Origin of the sequence: uncultured Oscillibacter sp. (assembly GCF_900546705.1) — a bacterium.
Lineage (GTDB): Bacteria > Bacillota > Clostridia > Oscillospirales > Oscillospiraceae > Oscillibacter.
In genome coordinates this window covers 1-15,978 of record NZ_URDP01000043.1, presented here as the reverse complement: position 1 = coordinate 15,978, position 15,978 = coordinate 1, and the positions used below count along the sequence as shown (strand labels likewise).

Genomic DNA, 15,978 nt, shown 5'->3' with positions numbered 1-15,978 from the left:
GCGTTGACGATGATGGCAATGCCGTCCAGCGCCACAGTGGTGCCCACCAGGCCGGCGGAAGTCTCCTCGTCCTTCAGGGCGCGGGAGGAAAGTCCGATATCGCAGGTGCCGTTCTTGGCCGCCTCGATGCCCGTACCGGAACCGGTGGGATCATATGTAACGCTGACGCCGGGGTTGTCCGCCATGAACTGCTCGCTCAGGGCGCCGATCACGCTCTCCATGGAGGTGGAGCCGTTGGTGGAAACGGAACCGCTGAGGGTCTCGCTCTGGGCGGGAGTCTCCTCATTGCCTTCCTCGGCGGGAGTCTCCTCCTGAGAACCGCAGCCAGCCAGCAGCGCGGCGCTGAGGCTCAGGGCCAGCAAAATTGAAAACAGCTTTTTCATTCCAAATTATCTCCTTTTTGCAATTGTGTCTTGCTCTGTGGTACGGTCATAGTATAAAGATCGCTTCGTAAAATCCGACACCATCGGTTTGTAAAGTGTTTGTAAAATCGTCCGGGCAAATGAAAAGGCGGCACCGGTTTCGGTGCCGCCTTTTTCCATGGTTCAATTTTCGCCGTCAGAATACACACAGCGCCGTAAAGCAGGTTCCCTGGGGACCCAGGCCCTCCATATAATAGGAATCTCCCTCCCGGACGCCCAGCAGACGCAGCTCTTCGCCCAATGTGGCCTCCTTGCTGTAATTGATGAAAAAGTCCCGGGGCACGCGCTCCTGCAGATCCGCAGGCAGATAGTCCCATACAATGTCGCCGTAGTTGCCGCTGTACACGTGTCCGTTGCCGTCCAGGTCCGACCACATGACGCGCCGGGTGCCCAGCTCCTCCGTCTGCCCCGCCGGCAGCTGAATCTTCCGGGTATCCGGGCAGTCGATCACGCCGTCGTAGGTCAGCAGGGGCTTGGCTGTAAAAGAGTTGGGCCGCAGAATATGCCGGGTCTGGGGATCGATCAAAATCCAGTCGCTCTTAATGGACACCCGCACCTTTCCCGTCTGATCCCGCATCTCGTAGACCCGCTGCATGTGGGCGCCCTTGACGCCGTTTTCCCGGGTGGTGATGTCCATAACCTCCCGGTAACGGGGACAGTCATGAATCCGCACGGCCATGCGGGAGAGGAGAAATACCTCCCGCATCTCGTAGAGCTTCTCATGAGTCAGTCCTCTTGCGTCATAGTCATATCCGGCATAGGCAGCCGCCCGGCTGAGCAGGGACGACACCCTGGCCCGCATGTTCCGGTCGCAGTCGGCAAATATGAATTCCTCTTGGCGGAAATATCCATTTTCTTCTAACTTCTGATGAAAATCCTCCAATTTAGCGTTCCTCTTTTCAAAAAAATTCCGTTTTTCTTTTGATGGTTTAAAAGTATACCACATTTTTGTCTATTTCACAAGCAACGATCATTGACTTTTTGTACGCCTGTGCTATGATGATAGTATCAATTCAAAGGAGGACTCTTCCAATGGACAAGAAAGTTATTGCCACTACCAACGCTCCCGGCGCCATCGGCCCTTATTCTCAGGCTTGGGCTGTGGGCGACATGGTGTTCGCCTCCGGTCAGATTCCCGTCAACCCCGCTACCGGTGAGATCCCCGCCGGCATCGCTGCTCAGACCGAGCAGAGCTGCAAGAACGTTGCCGCCATCATGGAGGCCGCCGGCGTGACCATGGACAACGTGGTCAAGACCACCTGCTTCCTGGCCGATATTGCCGACTTCACCGCGTTCAACGAGGTTTATGCCAAGTACTTCACCTCCAAGCCCGCTCGTTCCTGCGTGGCCGTGAAGGATCTGCCCAAGGGCGTTCTGTGCGAGGTAGAGGCCATCGCTGTTAAGTAAGCGAGTCGCATCCTACATAAAAAGGCTGACCCGGATGGGTCAGCCTTTTTTCTTTACTTGCGCAGGAAGATGATGCCCAGAGTGCCGGGACCGCAGTGGCAGAAGATCGTGCAGCCCGCCTTGGCCTCCACGATTTTCTCGAAGCGTCCGTCCTGGTGCAGCGCCTCCCGGGCAATGGACGCCAGATGGTCGTCCGGGCAGGTGTCCACCAAAAACACCAGCGAGGGGTCAATGTCCGTGCGGCCGTGCAGCCGGTCGTGCACATAGTCCCCCACCACTTTCTCGATGGAACCCCGGTACTTCTTGGTAACGGACATCTTTCCGTCGATGACCTCCACGCAGGGGTGCAGCTTCAAAAGGTTGGCCCCCAGCAGCGTCACGGCGGAGCATCGTCCGCCCTTTTTCATATAGTCCAGACGGTCCAGCACAAAGCTGGTCTCCACCCGGCCGGTCATCTCCTCCAGCATGCCCAGGATCTCGCTCACGGAACGGCCCTCCTCCGCCGCTTTTGCGGCGGCAAGCACCAAAAAGCCGTGGCCTACGGTCAGGTTTCCGGAGTCCACCACATAGACCTCCGGCACCTCCTCCGCCGCCAGCTTGGCGTTTTGGTAGCAGCTGGAAAATCCCATACCGATATTAATGTGGATCACCGCCTCGTGCCGCTCCATCTCCCGGCGGAACAGCGCCTCGTAGTCGGCGATGTTCACGGCGTTGGTGGTGGTGATCTCACCGCCGGCATCCACATGGGCGGCGATGTCCGCCGTGCGGATATCCACGCCATCGTGATAGAGTCTGCCCCCCTTGACAATTCCCAGGGGGATCACGGAAATATCATGCCGCTCCAGCATCTCGACCGGCAGGTCGCAGGTGCTGTCGGTGGTAATTTTGATCATACAGAGTTTCTCCTTCCGGTCTTGGTTCGGCCGTTCATGGAAAGCCGCCATATTGGCAGTTTATTTTACCACACTTCTTTCCCAATTTCCAGCCCCGGAAGGAATTTCAAAGCCGGAGTTCCGCCAGGTCTCCGTCCAGAATCTCGTGGGAAGCCACCAGCACGATCTTCCCGGCCGTCTCCCGGCGTACGCATGCCCACGCCCGGCGCCGGTTTTCCTCATCCAGTCCGGCGAAGGGCTCATCCAGTGCCAGAGCGTCGCAGGGCACCAGCAGCGCCCGGATCAGCGCCAGCCGCCGCTTCATGCCGCCGGAGTAAGCCCGGACAGGCTTGTCCGCCGCCTCCGCCAGTCCCAGCTCTTCCAGCAGGGCCTTTGCCTTGTTGTCATCCAGTGATGGCCCTGCCGCAAAACGCAGGTTTCCCATGGCGTCCAGGTGCTCCAAAAGCCGGTTTTCCTGGAACACCGCCGACCAGCGGCATCCACGGGGCAGCGTAATGGTCCCGCTGTCCGGCCGCTCCAGCCCCAGCAGCAGCCGCAGCAGCGTGGTTTTGCCGGTGCCCGAGGGTGCCCGCAGACAAGTGATGCGCTCCGTATTGGAGGTAAAGCTCAGGTTCTGCAAAACCGGACGGCCGTCGTAGGACTTGCAAAGCTCGGATACGATCATCCGCCTCATGCTGCTCCCACCTTTCCGGCCAGGGCGTCCACGCCCCGCAAAAACAACCGCTCCATCACAGCCGACAGCACCACGATCACCGCCGTCCAGGCAAACAGGTCCGCCGTCTGGAAATAGACCTTGGCCGAGTACAGCCGCTCGCCCACAGTGCCGTCCCGCAGTCCGATCACCTCCGCCGCCACGCCGGACTTCCAGCAAAGCCCCATGGCCAGAGATACGGCCGATCGGAAATACGGCAGTACCGATGGCAGCCAGATGCCCCACAGCTGCCGCCGCCAAGGCACCCGGAATACTTGGGCCATCTCCAAAAGCTGCCGGTCTGTCTGGACGATGCCGGTGAGCACAGAGCCGTACACCGTGGGAAACGCCATCAGTCCGGAAATCAGCAGGGAGAGGGAACCACCGTCCACCCAAACCAATGCCAGAATGATGAACGACACCACCGGCACCGCCTTGACGGCCGCCGCCAGGGGTGCGACCAGCTCCCGCACCGGAGAAAACCGGGCAGACAGTGCCGCCAGCACCACCGCAAGAAGGCAGGAGACGGCAAAGCCCCCAAAGATGTGGACCGCGGAAGTACATACCGCACTCCAGAATTCCCCGGTGACAGCCAGCTCTCCAAGACGGCGCAGCGCCGAGATCGGAGAGGCCAGCAGGAGATGGCCGGCCGGGTAGGCGGCCGCCATGGCAGCCGCCGCCCCCTGCCAGCAAAGCAGCCAGAACAGCACCGCCCAAAGGCGGAAAGGCCGCTTTCCCCGTTTCATACCGCACCTGCCTTCCGTCCCATCGGGTAGAAAATCACGCGCCGTAGTAGAAGTCGTCGCCGGGCATAGCACCGCCCACGGAGGCGCTGTCGGCGTCGCAGAGCACCTGGAGATAGCCGGAGAGCTTGTCCTTCATCTCCGTGCCGGTGATGCACACAATGTTGCAATAGGGCAGAGCCTGCTCCGCCACGGCAGCGTCCACGATGCCGTAATCGCCGATCAGAGCGGCGGCATCCGCCGTGTTGGCGTTCACCCACTCCACGGAAGCGGCGTAGTCAGAGAGGAAGGCATCCACGGCGCCGGGGTTGGCCTCCACCACCTCCCGGCGGGCCACCACCACGCCGGTGAGCAGAGCGGAGCCGTTGTCCAGGGCATCCCACTCCTGCGTCAGGTCCAGGGCCACCCGCAGATCGGGGATCTTGCTCTGGGCTACAGTGACGAAGGGCTGGGGCAGCATGGCGATGGTAGCCGCACCGGTGGCCAGGGCGCTGACGCACTCGGAGTGCTCGCTCTTCCAGTCAATGGTCACGTCCGTATCGGGGTCCACGCCGTTTTGCTCCAGCAGATAGTTCAGGGCATACTCCGGCGTGGAATCCTTTCCGGAGGCCACAATGGTCTTGCCGGACAGGTCTTCCATAGAGCGCACGGCATTGCCGTTTTCCACAATGTACAGTACGCCCAGGGTATTGATGCCCAGCGTCACGATCTGGCCGTCGGTCTTCTGGTACAGCGTGGCGGCCAGGTTGGCAGGCACGCAGGCCATATCCAGCTCGCCCTTAATGAGCAGGGGCGCCACCTCATCGGCGGAGGCGGCCAGAGTAAAGGTATAGTCATTGACAAAGGAGGCGTCCTCCTGCTCCGCGTCATGCATGAGCTTGACAAGGCCCATGGCCGTGGGACCCTTCAGCGCCGCTACGGCATAGCTCTCGCCGGTGACCTCCTCCGGCGTCTCCCCGTTCTGGCCGCAGGCGGCCAGGGAGACCACCAGCAGCAGCGTCAGGCACAGCGCCGTCAACCGTTTCATCGTCTTCATGTTCCATTCCTCGTTTCTTCAAAATTTGGATTTCTCTCAGGAGAGCGCCTCTTCCGGGGCATAGACCGTCTTGGCCGTGACCCCCTCCAATCGTCCGATTTTACCGGACAGGGCGGAGATCACATCCTGGGGCGCGTCCATGGCCACGCTGATGATGCTCACGCCCCGCTGGTGATACGGAACGCCCATCCGTCCGATGATATGCCGCCCGTACTGGTGCAGCAGCTCATTGAGCGCACCCACCGACTCCATGTTTTTCACAATGATGGCCAGTACAGCCACCCGGGTGTGCATGGTCCTCCCTCCTCTCCTGAAAAATCAATGCCCCCTCTGCCGTTCGGCAGAGGGGGCAAACAGGCATACTTACCCAAGCCGCCCTTGATTCGGCGGCTCTTCCCCTTCTCTTTCGGCGCGGAAATACCTTGCCGGCAGAACGACAGGACGCATCATTTGTCGGCGGTCAGTACACTTCCCGCAGACAGATGCATGATAGCACATCCCCGTCCGCCGGGTCAAGCCCCGCAGCGCCCGAAGGTGTGGGTCATCTGCCGGATCTGGGCGGCCAGCGACATGGGCGGCAGCTCCCGGAGCCGCCAGCGCCAGTTGCCATCCGCCACGCCGGGCACGTTGATCCGCCCCTCGCTGCCAAGGCCCAGGTAGTCCTGCATCTGGGCCACAAACAGCTCCGCCACGCTGCCCTGTCCCGCACGCAGCAGCGCCTGCCGCACGCCCTCGGCGTCCTCCGCGCCCAGATACCGCGCCGCAAAGGCCCGCTCGTTCTCGCTTGCGTGGGTGTACCAGCCCACCACGGTATCGTTGTCGTGGGTACCGGTATAGCAGATGCAGTGGGGCTCATAATGGTGGGGAAGGTACGCGTTGTCCGGGCCGGAGAAAGCAAATTCCAGCACCTTCATGCCCGGCAGCCCGGATTCCCGGCGCAGCTGATGGACATCCTCCGTCAGGATGCCCAGGTCCTCGGCAATGTAGGTGATCTGGGGGAACCAGCCCGTCAGCACCCGCAGAAGATCCATGCCCGGGCCTGTCTCCCACCGGCCGGTCTTGGCCGTCTGCGCTCCGGCGGGGATGGACCAGTAGCTGGCAAAAGCCCGGAAATGGTCCAGCCGGATGGCATCAAAGAGCCGGGAGGCACCCTCCACCCGGCGGATCCACCAGCCGAAGCCGTCGGCCTTCTGGGCCTTCCAGTCATAGAGGGGATTGCCCCAGAGCTGGCCGTCGGCGGAGAAGTAGTCCGGCGGGACACCGGCCACCTGGGTGGGGTGTCCCTCCCCGTCCAGTAAAAACTCCCGCCGCTCCGCCCAGACGTCCGCGCTGTCCAGCGACACGTAGATGGGCAGGTCGCCGATGAGCTTTACGCCCCGGCTGTTGACGTAGGCCTTGAGCGCCTCCCACTGACGGAAGAACCAGTACTGCACCCAGGTGTGGAACGCCACGTCCTCCGCCAGTGTCACGGACCACTGTTCCACCGCCGCTGTCTCATGCTGCCGCAGGGCCGCGTCCGGCCACTGGAACCAGGCCGCATCGTCGAAATGAGTCTTCAATGCGCGATACAGGGCGTAATTTTTCACCCACGGATTCCTCTGCGTAAACTCCCGCACCGCCTGGGCCGCCTCGCCGCTGACCCGGGAAAAAGCCAGGCGCAGCAGCGTCTCCCGCTGCCGGTACAGCCCGGCATAGTCGATGGTGTCCGACGGCGCCGTCCGGGCGCCGTCCAGTTCAGCCTGGGTCAGCAGCCCCTCGGACGCCAGCTGCTCCAGGTCCAAAAACAGCGGATTGCCCGCAAAAGTGGACTCGCTGGTATAGGGGGAGTCCCCCGCCCCCGTAGGGCCCACAGGCAGAATCTGCCACCAGCGCTGGCCGGCAGCAGCCAAAAAGTCCGCAAAAGCCCGGGCCTCCCGGCCCAGCGTCCCGATGCCGTAGGGAGACGGCAGAGAAAAAATCGGCAGCAAAATACCGGCGGAACGTTCCATATCCAAATCCCTCTTTTCTTTACTATCGGTTGTTTCATTGTATGCGTCCCATCGGTATTTGTCAAGCAGCACAAAGCAGCATCTATTTTCCCCGTTGATTTTGTGTAATTTCTACGTTTCTCTTTTGTGTGTCATCTGCTTTTCGTATTTACGCCACTTTTTCCGCCCAAAGATCTGTGCTATACTGAAAAAATACTCCGCAACTGCTGGTTGACAGAGGGGAAACCCGCCGGTGGTAGCAATTCGGACCGCTGTCTGCTATGCTGAGGGCAAAGGAGGAGACGACTATGGGCAATACCAACACTTTGGGCAGCCGCATCCAGGCGGGCCGGAAGGCTGCCGGCCTCTCCCAGGAGGCTCTGGGCGAGCGGCTGGGGGTCTCCCGGCAGGCAGTGAGCCGATGGGAATCGGATGCCGCCGTGCCGGAGCTGGAAAAGCTCATCGCCATGAGCCGCCTGTTTGGGGTCACCATCGGCGCTCTGCTGGGCGTGGAGCCGCCCGCCGGAGAGATGGGCGCGTCCGGTGAAGATACCCCGGAAGATATGGACTCAGCCCCGGAAGCCGACGCCCCCGCGCAGGAACTGACCGACCGGGAGTTGGCTGCGGTGGAAGCCATTGCTGAAAAATACATGGCTGCCCAGCAGGCCCGGAACCGCCGAAAGCGGCCCCTGGCTGCCCTGGCGGCAGGTGCGGTTTTAATTCTGGTCCTGCTGGCAGGCAGCGCCCTGTGGAACCAGCTCCGGCAGATCCGTCAGGAGCTGCAGATGGTGGAGACCACCACCGGACAGCAAATCCAGTCCATCACCGGGCAAATTGCCACTATTATAGCCGAACAGTCCAATATGATTGACAATTATACTGCCTCCGTTCAGGATTATAACCTGACTGCCGGGACCATGACCCTGTCCGTCAGTGCCCATCCCGCCGTCTACTCCGGCGACGCCCAAGCAGTGTTCACCGCCTGCACCGCCTCAGGAGAGCAGCGTTCCGCGGAGGCAGTCCGGCTGGAGGACGGGACCTTCCAGGCAGAGGGCTGGGTGGTGCCCATGGACGGCGATGTAGAGCTTTCTGTAACGGTGACATCCGGCGGCGTCAGCCGGACGGAGACCCTGGAGACGGTGTCCGCCGATCCGGCAGATTACCGCCTGGCGGTGGAAGGCAGCTGGGAGACCGGCTGGAACAACGGAACCGTTCGCTTCACCAGTCTGACATTGCACATCGACCCCAACCCCAGCGTCCCTCTGGAACTGGAGAGCGTGGAGCTGGCAGTATTTCCTAACGGCAAGGCAGAGCCCCTGTGGTCGACCTCCCTGCCGGAGGCGGAGGAGCTGTGGCGCAGGCAGGGCTACGTGCAGATGTACCTGACGGCGGAGGACTATATGCCCGCCATCCCCCTGGCCAAGGGAACGGAGATCCTGGCCGCGGCCAAGATCACCGATGACCATGGCCAGTCCTTCTGGTATCTGCTCTCCGCCGCCCGCAATGATGACGGTGACCTGCGGACAACGGAGGCGACCGCCCTGAAATCCGCCTGTCCCAACTGGCAGCCGGGCGGCTATGTCAGCCTCCGGTAACCGGACACGAAAGCTCACGCAGCAGCGCCCCGGAGCATTCGCTCCGGGGCGCTGCTGCTTTCAAAAAAAAGCTTACTTCATCAGCTCATACATGACGGCCTTGATGGTGTGCATGCGGTTTTCCGCCTCGTCAAAGACGATGGACTGCTCACTCTCGAACACCTCGTCGGTGACCTCCATGGCATCGCGTCCAAACTTCTCACCCATTTCCTTGCCCACCTTGGTCTTGTGGTCGTGGTAAGCGGGCAGGCAGTGCATAAAGCGGCACTGAGGACCGGCGTTGTCCATGAGGGCCTTTGTGACCTGGTAGGGGGCTAAGGCCTCGATACGCTCTTTCCAGACCTCCACCGGCTCGCCCATGGAAACCCACACATCCGTGTAGAGCACGTGGGCGCCCTTCGTCGCTTCCATGGGGTCTTCGATGAACTCCAGCACGGCGCCGGTCTCAGCGGCGATGGCCTGGCAGGTCTTGATGAGCTCGGCGTTGGGCATGTACGCCTTGGGGGCGCAGGCCACAAAGTGCATGCCCATCTTGGCGCAGCCCACCATGAGGCTGTTGCCCATGTTGAACCGGGCGTCACCCAGGTACACCAGCTTGATGCCCTTGAGGGAGCCGAAGTGCTCCTGGATGGTCAAAAAGTCCGCCAGGATCTGGGTGGGGTGGAACTCGTCGGTCAGGCCGTTGAACACGGGCACGCCGGCGTAGTGGGCCAGCTCCTCCACGATGCTCTGGCCGAAGCCCCGGTACTCGATGCCGTCGTACATCCGGCCCAGCACCCGGGCGGTGTCGGCGATGGACTCCTTCACGCCGATCTGAGAGCCGGTGGGGCCCAGATAGGTAGAGCCCATGCCCAGATCCTGGGCGGCCACCTCAAAGGCGCAGCGGGTACGGGTGGAGGTCTTTTCAAAGATCAGCGCCACGTTCTTGCCCTCCAGGTAGCGGTGGGGCACCCCGGCCTTCTTCTTGGCCTTCAGGTCCGCGGCGGTATCCAAAAACTGCTGGATCTGGGCGGGTGTAAAGTCCAGCAGCTTCAAAAAGTGCATCTGATTTTCCATGGGTGGTTCCTCTCTTTCTTTCGGTACTGGCTCAGCCCAGCGTCTTTTTCATGATGGCGATGCCCTGGTCCATCTCCTCTTTGGTGATGGTCAGAGGCGGCAGCAGCCGCATGCCCGGGCCTGCGGTGAGCACCAGCAGCCCGTTGGCGATGAGCTTTTGGGCAATGTCCTTGTTGGTATAGCCGTCATTGACGGCGATGCCGATCATGAGGCCAAGGCCCCGGGTCTTGCCGAAGCAGGGCAGGTGCAGATCCTCGATAGCAGCACGCAGGTAGTCGCCCTTTTCCTTGACCTGGTGCAAAAATTCGTCGGTGAGCACATCCTGCACCGCCAGTGCCGCCGCCGCACAGACGGGGTTGGCGCCGAAGGTGGTGGCGTGCATGCCGGGGCCCAGCACGTCCCGGCACTTTTCATTGGCCAGGATACCGCTCATAGGCAGTCCTCCGGCGATGCCCTTGGCGAAGGACACCACGTCCGGCAAAATGCCATACTGCTGGAAGGCGAACAGGCTGCCCGTCCGGCCCACGCCGGTCTGCACCTCGTCCACCAGCAGCAGCCAGTCCTTCTCTTTGCACAGCGCTGCCACCGCCTGGACGTAATCCTGCTCCAGGGGCAGCACGCCGCCCTCCCCCTGGACCAGCTCCACCATGACAGCGCACACGTCGTCTCCGGCAGCAGCCTCCAGTGCGGCAAGGTCGTTGGCCTCGGCGTAGCGGAAGCCCTCGGTGAAGGGGAAGAAATAGTTGTGGAACACGTCCTGGCCTGTAGCAGTCAGGGTGGTGATAGTGCGGCCATGGAAGGAATTTTTCAGCGTAATGATGGTGGCCCGGCCGGTACCGTACTTGTCAAAACTGTACTTTCTCGCCAGCTTGATCATACCCTCGTTGGCCTCGCCGCCGCCGTTGGCGAAGAACACGCAGCTCTCCCCCGTGCGCGCACAGAGCTTCTGGGCAAGGAGGGCCGGCGGCTCCGTATAAAAGAGGTTGGAGATGTGGCCCAGTTTTTTGGCCTGGGCCGTGATGGCCTCCACCCAGGACTCGTTGCCGTAGCCCAGAGAGGTGACGCCGATGCCGCTGGTAAAGTCGATGTAGGTGTTTCCTTCCGGGTCGTAGAGAGTGGCCCCCTGCCCGTGGTCAATGACCACCGGGAAGCGGCCGTAAGTATGCATAATGTACTGGCCTGTCAGGGCCTGGATCTCCTTGGATGTCATGGGTTTATTCCTCCCTTTTCAGCATGGTGCCGATGCCCCGGTCACTCAGAAGCTCGATGAGAATGGAGTGGGGGATGCGGCCGTCCAGGATGTGCACCCGCTCCACGCCGCCGGCAATGGCGTCCACGCAGCACTGCATTTTGGGGATCATGCCCCCGGAGATGACGCCCCGGGCCACCAGACCCGGTACCTCGTAGGTATGCAGCACATGGATGAGGGTGTCCTCGTCATGGGGGTCTTCCAGAAGGCCCCGCACGTCCGTGAGCAAAATGAGCTTCTCGGCGCCCAGCGCCTTGGCAAGCTCGGCAGCGGCGGTGTCGGCGTTGATGTTGTAGGCGGTGTCAGCGTCCACGCCCTGGGCCACGGTGGACACCACCGGGATATAGCCGCTCATGAGAGCGTTTTCCACCGGCTCTGGGTTCACGCCGGTGATTTTGCCCACCAGGCCGTACTTTTCGTCCAGCTGCTGGGCCTGGAACAGCTGCCCGTCCATGCCGCAAAGGCCGATGGCCTGCCCGCCCAGACGGCCCAGCTGGGCAACCAGATTCTTATTCACCTTGCCGCACAGCACCGACTGCACCACGTCCATGGTGACCTCGTCGGTGTAGCGCAGGCCGTCCACAAACCGGGACTCGTGGCCCAGCCGGCGGAGCATGTCGGAGATCTCCGGCCCGCCGCCGTGGACCACCACCACCCGGATGCCCACCAGGCTCAAAAGCACGATATCGCTCATGACGGCGCGCCGCAGCTCCTCGGAGATCATGGCGTTGCCGCCGTATTTGATAACGATGGTCTTTCCGGTAAATTTTTGAATATAGGGCAGGGCCTCCACCAGCGTCTGGGCCTGCTGTGCATGTGAGGTCATGGTGTTCTCTCCTTCCGATCTTCCGGGTATCACGTCCGGTAGTCCCCGTTGATCTTGATGTAATCGTAGGTGATGTCGCAGCCCCAGCAGGTGCAGCTGCCGTCGCCCTCGCCCATGGTCACGCGGATCTCCACGTCGTGCTCGGTGAGGATCTTCTTGGCCTGGTCCTCGTCAAAGGGAAGTCCCCGGCCCGCCGCGCACACGGCGATCTCACCGGCCGCGCTGGCAAAGGACACGTCCACCTTGTCCGGGTCAAAGACCTCGCCGGAGTAGCCCATGGCGCACAGGACTCTGCCCCAGTTGGCGTCGGCGCCGAAGATGGCCGCCTTGGTAAGGGTGGAGGAGATGACGGACTTGGCGATGGTCTCGGCGCTTTGCTCACTCTTGGCGCCGGTGACCGTGCAGGTGATGAGGTGCTTGGCACCCTCGCCGTCGGAGGCCATGGACCGGGCCATGTGGACGCACAGGGCCTGCAAAGCCTCCAAAAAGGCCTGGTAGTCCGCTCCCTCCTCGGTGATGGGGGCATTGCCCGCCAGGCCGTTGGCCAGGATCATACACGAGTCGTTGGTGGAGGTGTCGCCATCCACGCTGATGCGGTTGAAGCTCCTGTTGGCCGTTGCCAGCAGGGCCTTTTTCAGCATGGGCGCGGCAATGGCACAGTCGGTGGTGAGGAAGCAGAGCATGGTGCCCATGTTGGGGTGGATCATGCCGCTGCCCTTGGCGATGCCGCCGAGGCGGCAGGTCTTGCCGCCGATGACCGTCTCCACCGCCGCTTCTTTTTTCACCGTGTCCGTGGTCATGATGGCGTGGGCGGCGGCGTCGCTGGCTGCGGCGGAGGCTTCCAGCGCCGCATGCAGCGCCGGGACGCCCTCCTCAATGACGGAGATGTTCAATGTCTGGCCGATGACGCCGGTGGAGGACACCAGCACGTCTTCGGTGTCGCAGCCGATGGCTTTAGCCGCCGCCGCGCACATGCGCGCCGCGTTCTCCTCTCCCCGAGGTGCACAGGCGTTGGCGTTGCCGCTGTTGGCCAGGATGGCCCGGGCCTTGCCGTCGGCAAGGTGGGCAAGGTCCACCAGGATGGGGGCCGCCTTCACCACGTTTTTCGTAAAGATACCAGCCGCGGCGCACTCCACGTCGGAGACGATCAGCGCCACGTCTTTTTTCCACGCGGCGTGGGTCTTGACGCCCACATGCACGCCGGAGGCTTGGAAGCCCTGGGGAGCACACACGCCGTTTTCCACAAATTTCATCAGGAGTTCCTCCTTCTATGTTCCGCCGGACGGCTTCGTCTCAGCCCCGGCGCTCTATATCCGCTGTATGGTGAGCCGCTTTCAAAGGAGTCCCGTGGTCTCCTCCAGGCCCAGCATCAGATTCATGTTCTGGACAGCGGCGCCGGAGGCACCCTTGCCCAGGTTATCGAACAGGGCTGTGACGGTGAACTGGCCGTCATTGCCCGCCACCACAACGGAAAGATCGTTGCTTCCGGCCTTGGCGTTTGCATAGAGCTTGGCCGTATCCGTGTCCGGCACCACCTGCACCAGCTTCTGCCCGGCGTAGTGGGCCTGGTAGATTTCCAGCACCTGCTGCAGGGAAGAAACGCCATTGAGCTGGCTCATATGGAGCATCACCGTGGTGGCCATGCCCTTGTAGTAGTCATCCACCACCGGGACGAACACCGGGGGCTTTGCAAGGCCGCAGATGACCTGCATCTCCGGCAGGTGCTTGTGTCCCTGGCCCAGGCCGTAGGGACAGGGGCTGGAGAGCTCGGTGCCCCGGTCCGATGCCTCATACTGGGCGATCATTTTCTTGCCGCCGCCGGAGTAGCCGGTGAGGGAAAAGCAGGTGAGGTCCGCGTCGGCGGGCAATACGCCTGCCGCGATCAGGGGATAGGCCACGCTGATAAAGCCGGTGGCGTGACAGCCGGGGTTGGCTACCCATTTGGCCTTTGCGATGGTCTCCCGCTGGCCCGCCTTCAGTTCAGGGAAACCGTACACCCATCCGGGGGCCGTGCGGTGGGCGGTGGAGGCGTCGATGACGCGGGTGGCCGGATTTTCCACCATGGCAACCGCCTCCCGGGCCGCCGCGTCCGGCAGGCACAAAAACACGATATCCGCCTGGTTGATGCACGCCTTCCGCGCTTGCAGGTCCTTGCGCTTTTCCTCGTCGATGAGCAGCAGCTCGATGTCGTCTCTGGCACTGAGCCGGTCATAGATCTGCAATCCGGTGGTGCCGTCCTTGCCGTCGATATAGACAATGGGTTTCATGGCTTCCTCCTCACTTCCGGCTCTGGATGAACGCTTCCAGCGCTTCGATCTGCCGGGTAGTCTCCGCCACCGCGGGGCCGCCGAAGCTGGAGCGCAGGGCCATGCAGTTTTCCAGCTTCAACGCCTCGTACACGTCCTTATCAAAGAGCGTGGAAACCGACTGGAGCTCGGGGAGGGACAATTCCTCCAGCGTCTTGCCCTGGGCGGTGCAAAGGGCCACCAGATGGCCGGTGACGGTGTAGGCATCCCGGAAGGGCATCCCCTTTTTGGTGAGATAGTCGGCGCAGTCCGTGGCGTTGATGAAGCCCTTGCCTGCCGCGGCGCGCATGTTATCCGTGCGGACGGTCATGGTGTCCAGCATGGCGGCAAACACCGGCAGGCACATCTCCACCGTGTCCACGGCGTCGAATACCGGCTCCTTGTCCTCCTGCATATCCTTGTTGTATGCAAGGGGCAGTCCCTTCATCACCGTCAAAAGGCCCATCAGGTCGCCGTACACTCTCCCCGTCTTACCGCGTACCAGCTCGGCAACATCCGGGTTTTTCTTCTGGGGCATGATGGAAGAGCCGGTGGCGTAGGCGTCGTCCAGTTCGATGAACTTGAACTCCCAGCTGCACCAGAGGATGACCTCCTCAGAAAAACGGGAGAGGTGCATCATCAAAATAGAAAGCGCGCTGAGGAACTCCAGAGCGTAGTCCCGGTCGGAGACGCCGTCCAGGGAGTTGCCCATGGGGCCGTCGAAGCCCAGGGCCTGGGCGGTCATAAAGCGGTCGATGGGATAGGTGGTACCCGCCAAGGCGCCGCAACCCAAGGGGCACTCGTTGAGCCGGGCGGCGCAGTCCTCCAGGCGCTGCACGTCTCTTTTGAACATGGCGCCGTAGGCCATGAGATGCTGCGCAAAGGAGATGGGCTGGGCCCGCTGGAGGTGGGTATAGCCGGGCATGACCGCCGTCTGGTACTTTGCAGCCTGGCGGCAGAGCACCGTCTCCAGCGTCAGGAGCTGGTCTATAATGACGCCGATCTGGGTACGGACGTACATGCGGAAGTCCAGCGCCACCTGGTCGTTGCGGCTGCGGGCGGTATGCAGACGCTTGCCTGCCTGGCCGATGCGCGCCGTCAGCAGGGATTCCACGTTCATGTGGATATCCTCGTTGTCGACAGAAAATTCCACCTTGCCCGCCTCGATATCCGCCAGGATCTCCTCCAGGCCCTTTACAATGGCCTCCGTATCCTCGCCGGAGATGATGCCGCACGCGCCCAGCATCTTGGCATGGGCCATGGAGCCGGTGATATCCTCCTTGTAGAGCCGCTGGTCAAAGTGGATGGAGGCATTGAAGTCGTTGACCAGTTCATCGGTCTCCTTTTGAAACCGTCCGCCCCATAATTTCATAGTGTTTCTCCTTTACACGCCGCCGCGCGGCAAAGTTGCCAGTTGGGAGGGGAGTTCCCTCCCCTCCCAATCCGTTTTCATTTACAGCTTGCCCTGCTCCCGCAGTGCCAGTACCGTGTCAGGCAGGCCCCAGAGGTTGATGAAGCCCGTGGCGTCGGCCTGGTTGTAGTCGCTTTCATTGAACGTCACCAGCTGCTCGGAGTAGAGAGAGCAGGGAGAGGTGATGGAAGCGGTGATCATATTGCCCTTGTAGAGCTTGAGCTTGACGGAGCCGGTCACATGCTCCTGGGTCTTGTCGGCAAAGGCGCTCAGGGCCTCCCGCAGGGGAGTGAACCACTTGCCGTTGTACACCAGATCCGCGAAGTCCACCGCCAGTTTTGCCTTCATGTGGGCGGTGTCCTTGTCGATGGTGATCATCTCCAGGCACTGATGGGCC

General features: G+C 61.9%; 16 protein-coding genes and 1 pseudogene. 2 read left to right on the top strand and 15 right to left on the bottom strand.

Annotation, left to right across the window (positions count from 1 at the left end; translation table 11 throughout):
* Positions 1-383: substrate-binding domain-containing protein (locus QZS13_RS08660; protein WP_295587969.1), on the bottom strand; the 383-nt coding region annotated here is incomplete at its 3' end.
* A 175-nt stretch (positions 384-558) separates the two neighbouring features.
* Positions 559-1,305, bottom strand: a complete 747-nt coding sequence (locus QZS13_RS08655) for an acyl-[acyl-carrier-protein] thioesterase (protein ID WP_295587967.1) — start codon at positions 1,303-1,305, stop codon at positions 559-561.
* 149 nt (positions 1,306-1,454) lie between these two features.
* On the opposite strand from QZS13_RS08655, the gene QZS13_RS08650 reads away from it, so the two are divergent.
* Entirely contained in the window at positions 1,455-1,829 is a 375-nt protein-coding gene (locus QZS13_RS08650; RefSeq protein WP_295587965.1) for a RidA family protein, read from the top strand.
* Between the two features lie 53 nt (positions 1,830-1,882).
* Here the strand turns inward: QZS13_RS08650 and QZS13_RS08645 are convergent, their stop codons facing one another.
* The 6 genes from QZS13_RS08645 to malQ all read right to left on the bottom strand — a co-directional run bounded on the left by QZS13_RS08645 (position 1,883) and on the right by malQ (position 7,180).
* Entirely contained in the window at positions 1,883-2,722 is an 840-nt protein-coding gene (locus QZS13_RS08645) for a DegV family protein (protein ID WP_295587963.1), read from the bottom strand.
* Between the two features lie 106 nt (positions 2,723-2,828).
* Entirely contained in the window at positions 2,829-3,395 is a 567-nt protein-coding gene (locus QZS13_RS08640) for an ATP-binding cassette domain-containing protein (RefSeq protein WP_295587961.1), read from the bottom strand.
* Positions 3,392-4,159: an ABC transporter permease gene (locus tag QZS13_RS08635; RefSeq protein WP_295587959.1), complete on the bottom strand. Its 768-nt coding sequence runs from the start codon at positions 4,157-4,159 to the stop codon at positions 3,392-3,394. Before QZS13_RS08635 ends, QZS13_RS08640 begins: the two co-directional genes overlap by 4 nt.
* Before the next feature lie 34 nt (positions 4,160-4,193).
* Positions 4,194-5,183: an ABC transporter substrate-binding protein gene (locus QZS13_RS08630; RefSeq protein WP_295587970.1), complete on the bottom strand. Its 990-nt coding sequence runs from the start codon at positions 5,181-5,183 to the stop codon at positions 4,194-4,196.
* Positions 5,184-5,228: 45 nt separating this feature from the next.
* Positions 5,229-5,486, bottom strand: coding sequence for a TM1266 family iron-only hydrogenase system putative regulator (locus tag QZS13_RS08625; protein ID WP_295587957.1), 258 nt, complete (start codon positions 5,484-5,486; stop codon positions 5,229-5,231).
* A 218-nt stretch (positions 5,487-5,704) separates the two neighbouring features.
* Positions 5,705-7,180: a 4-alpha-glucanotransferase gene (malQ, locus tag QZS13_RS08620; RefSeq protein ID WP_295587955.1), complete on the bottom strand. Its 1,476-nt coding sequence runs from the start codon at positions 7,178-7,180 to the stop codon at positions 5,705-5,707.
* Positions 7,181-7,467: 287 nt separating this feature from the next.
* Between malQ and QZS13_RS08615 the strand changes: the two genes are divergently transcribed.
* Positions 7,468-8,754, top strand: a complete 1,287-nt coding sequence (locus QZS13_RS08615; protein WP_295587953.1) for a helix-turn-helix transcriptional regulator — start codon at positions 7,468-7,470, stop codon at positions 8,752-8,754.
* A gap of 72 nt (positions 8,755-8,826) precedes the next feature.
* Here the strand turns inward: QZS13_RS08615 and argF are convergent, their stop codons facing one another.
* The 7 genes and pseudogenes from argF to QZS13_RS08580 all read right to left on the bottom strand — a co-directional run.
* The gene (gene argF / locus QZS13_RS08610; RefSeq protein WP_295587951.1) at positions 8,827-9,810 is read right to left on the bottom strand and encodes an ornithine carbamoyltransferase; all 984 of its coding nucleotides are present in this window, start codon (positions 9,808-9,810) and stop codon (positions 8,827-8,829) included.
* Between the two features lie 31 nt (positions 9,811-9,841).
* The gene (locus QZS13_RS08605; protein WP_295587949.1) at positions 9,842-11,020 is read right to left on the bottom strand and encodes an aspartate aminotransferase family protein; all 1,179 of its coding nucleotides are present in this window, start codon (positions 11,018-11,020) and stop codon (positions 9,842-9,844) included.
* A gap of 4 nt (positions 11,021-11,024) precedes the next feature.
* Positions 11,025-11,885, bottom strand: coding sequence for an acetylglutamate kinase (argB, locus tag QZS13_RS08600; protein ID WP_295587947.1), 861 nt, complete (start codon positions 11,883-11,885; stop codon positions 11,025-11,027).
* 29 nt (positions 11,886-11,914) lie between these two features.
* Positions 11,915-13,138, bottom strand: coding sequence for a bifunctional glutamate N-acetyltransferase/amino-acid acetyltransferase ArgJ (gene argJ, locus QZS13_RS08595; protein ID WP_295587945.1), 1,224 nt, complete (start codon positions 13,136-13,138; stop codon positions 11,915-11,917).
* Positions 13,139-13,219: 81 nt separating this feature from the next.
* A complete protein-coding gene (gene argC, locus QZS13_RS08590) occupies positions 13,220-14,152 on the bottom strand; it encodes an N-acetyl-gamma-glutamyl-phosphate reductase (protein ID WP_295587943.1) in 933 nt (310 codons plus the stop codon).
* A gap of 10 nt (positions 14,153-14,162) precedes the next feature.
* Positions 14,163-15,542: an argininosuccinate lyase gene (gene argH, locus QZS13_RS08585; RefSeq protein ID WP_295587941.1), complete on the bottom strand. Its 1,380-nt coding sequence runs from the start codon at positions 15,540-15,542 to the stop codon at positions 14,163-14,165.
* Between the two features lie 81 nt (positions 15,543-15,623).
* A pseudogene (locus QZS13_RS08580) lies at positions 15,624-15,978 on the bottom strand (argininosuccinate synthase domain-containing protein); the annotation flags it as partial.

What these genes read in the sequence shown, in the direction of transcription:
- QZS13_RS08650 (WP_295587965.1), top strand. Translation starts at nt 1,455, where the DNA reads ATGGACAAGAAAGTTATTGCCACTACCAACGCTCCCGGCGCCATCGGC.
- QZS13_RS08645 (WP_295587963.1), bottom strand. Translation starts at nt 2,722, where the DNA reads ATGATCAAAATTACCACCGACAGCACCTGCGACCTGCCGGTCGAGATG.
- QZS13_RS08640 (WP_295587961.1), bottom strand. Translation starts at nt 3,395, where the DNA reads ATGAGGCGGATGATCGTATCCGAGCTTTGCAAGTCCTACGACGGCCGT.
- QZS13_RS08635 (WP_295587959.1), bottom strand. Translation starts at nt 4,159, where the DNA reads ATGAAACGGGGAAAGCGGCCTTTCCGCCTTTGGGCGGTGCTGTTCTGG.
- QZS13_RS08630 (WP_295587970.1), bottom strand. Translation starts at nt 5,183, where the DNA reads ATGAAACGGTTGACGGCGCTGTGCCTGACGCTGCTGCTGGTGGTCTCC.
- QZS13_RS08625 (WP_295587957.1), bottom strand. Translation starts at nt 5,486, where the DNA reads ATGCACACCCGGGTGGCTGTACTGGCCATCATTGTGAAAAACATGGAG.
- malQ (WP_295587955.1), bottom strand. Translation starts at nt 7,180, where the DNA reads ATGGAACGTTCCGCCGGTATTTTGCTGCCGATTTTTTCTCTGCCGTCT.
- QZS13_RS08615 (WP_295587953.1), top strand. Translation starts at nt 7,468, where the DNA reads ATGGGCAATACCAACACTTTGGGCAGCCGCATCCAGGCGGGCCGGAAG.
- argF (WP_295587951.1), bottom strand. Translation starts at nt 9,810, where the DNA reads ATGGAAAATCAGATGCACTTTTTGAAGCTGCTGGACTTTACACCCGCC.
- QZS13_RS08605 (WP_295587949.1), bottom strand. Translation starts at nt 11,020, where the DNA reads ATGACATCCAAGGAGATCCAGGCCCTGACAGGCCAGTACATTATGCAT.
- argB (WP_295587947.1), bottom strand. Translation starts at nt 11,885, where the DNA reads ATGACCTCACATGCACAGCAGGCCCAGACGCTGGTGGAGGCCCTGCCC.
- argJ (WP_295587945.1), bottom strand. Translation starts at nt 13,138, where the DNA reads ATGAAATTTGTGGAAAACGGCGTGTGTGCTCCCCAGGGCTTCCAAGCC.
- argC (WP_295587943.1), bottom strand. Translation starts at nt 14,152, where the DNA reads ATGAAACCCATTGTCTATATCGACGGCAAGGACGGCACCACCGGATTG.
- argH (WP_295587941.1), bottom strand. Translation starts at nt 15,542, where the DNA reads ATGAAATTATGGGGCGGACGGTTTCAAAAGGAGACCGATGAACTGGTC.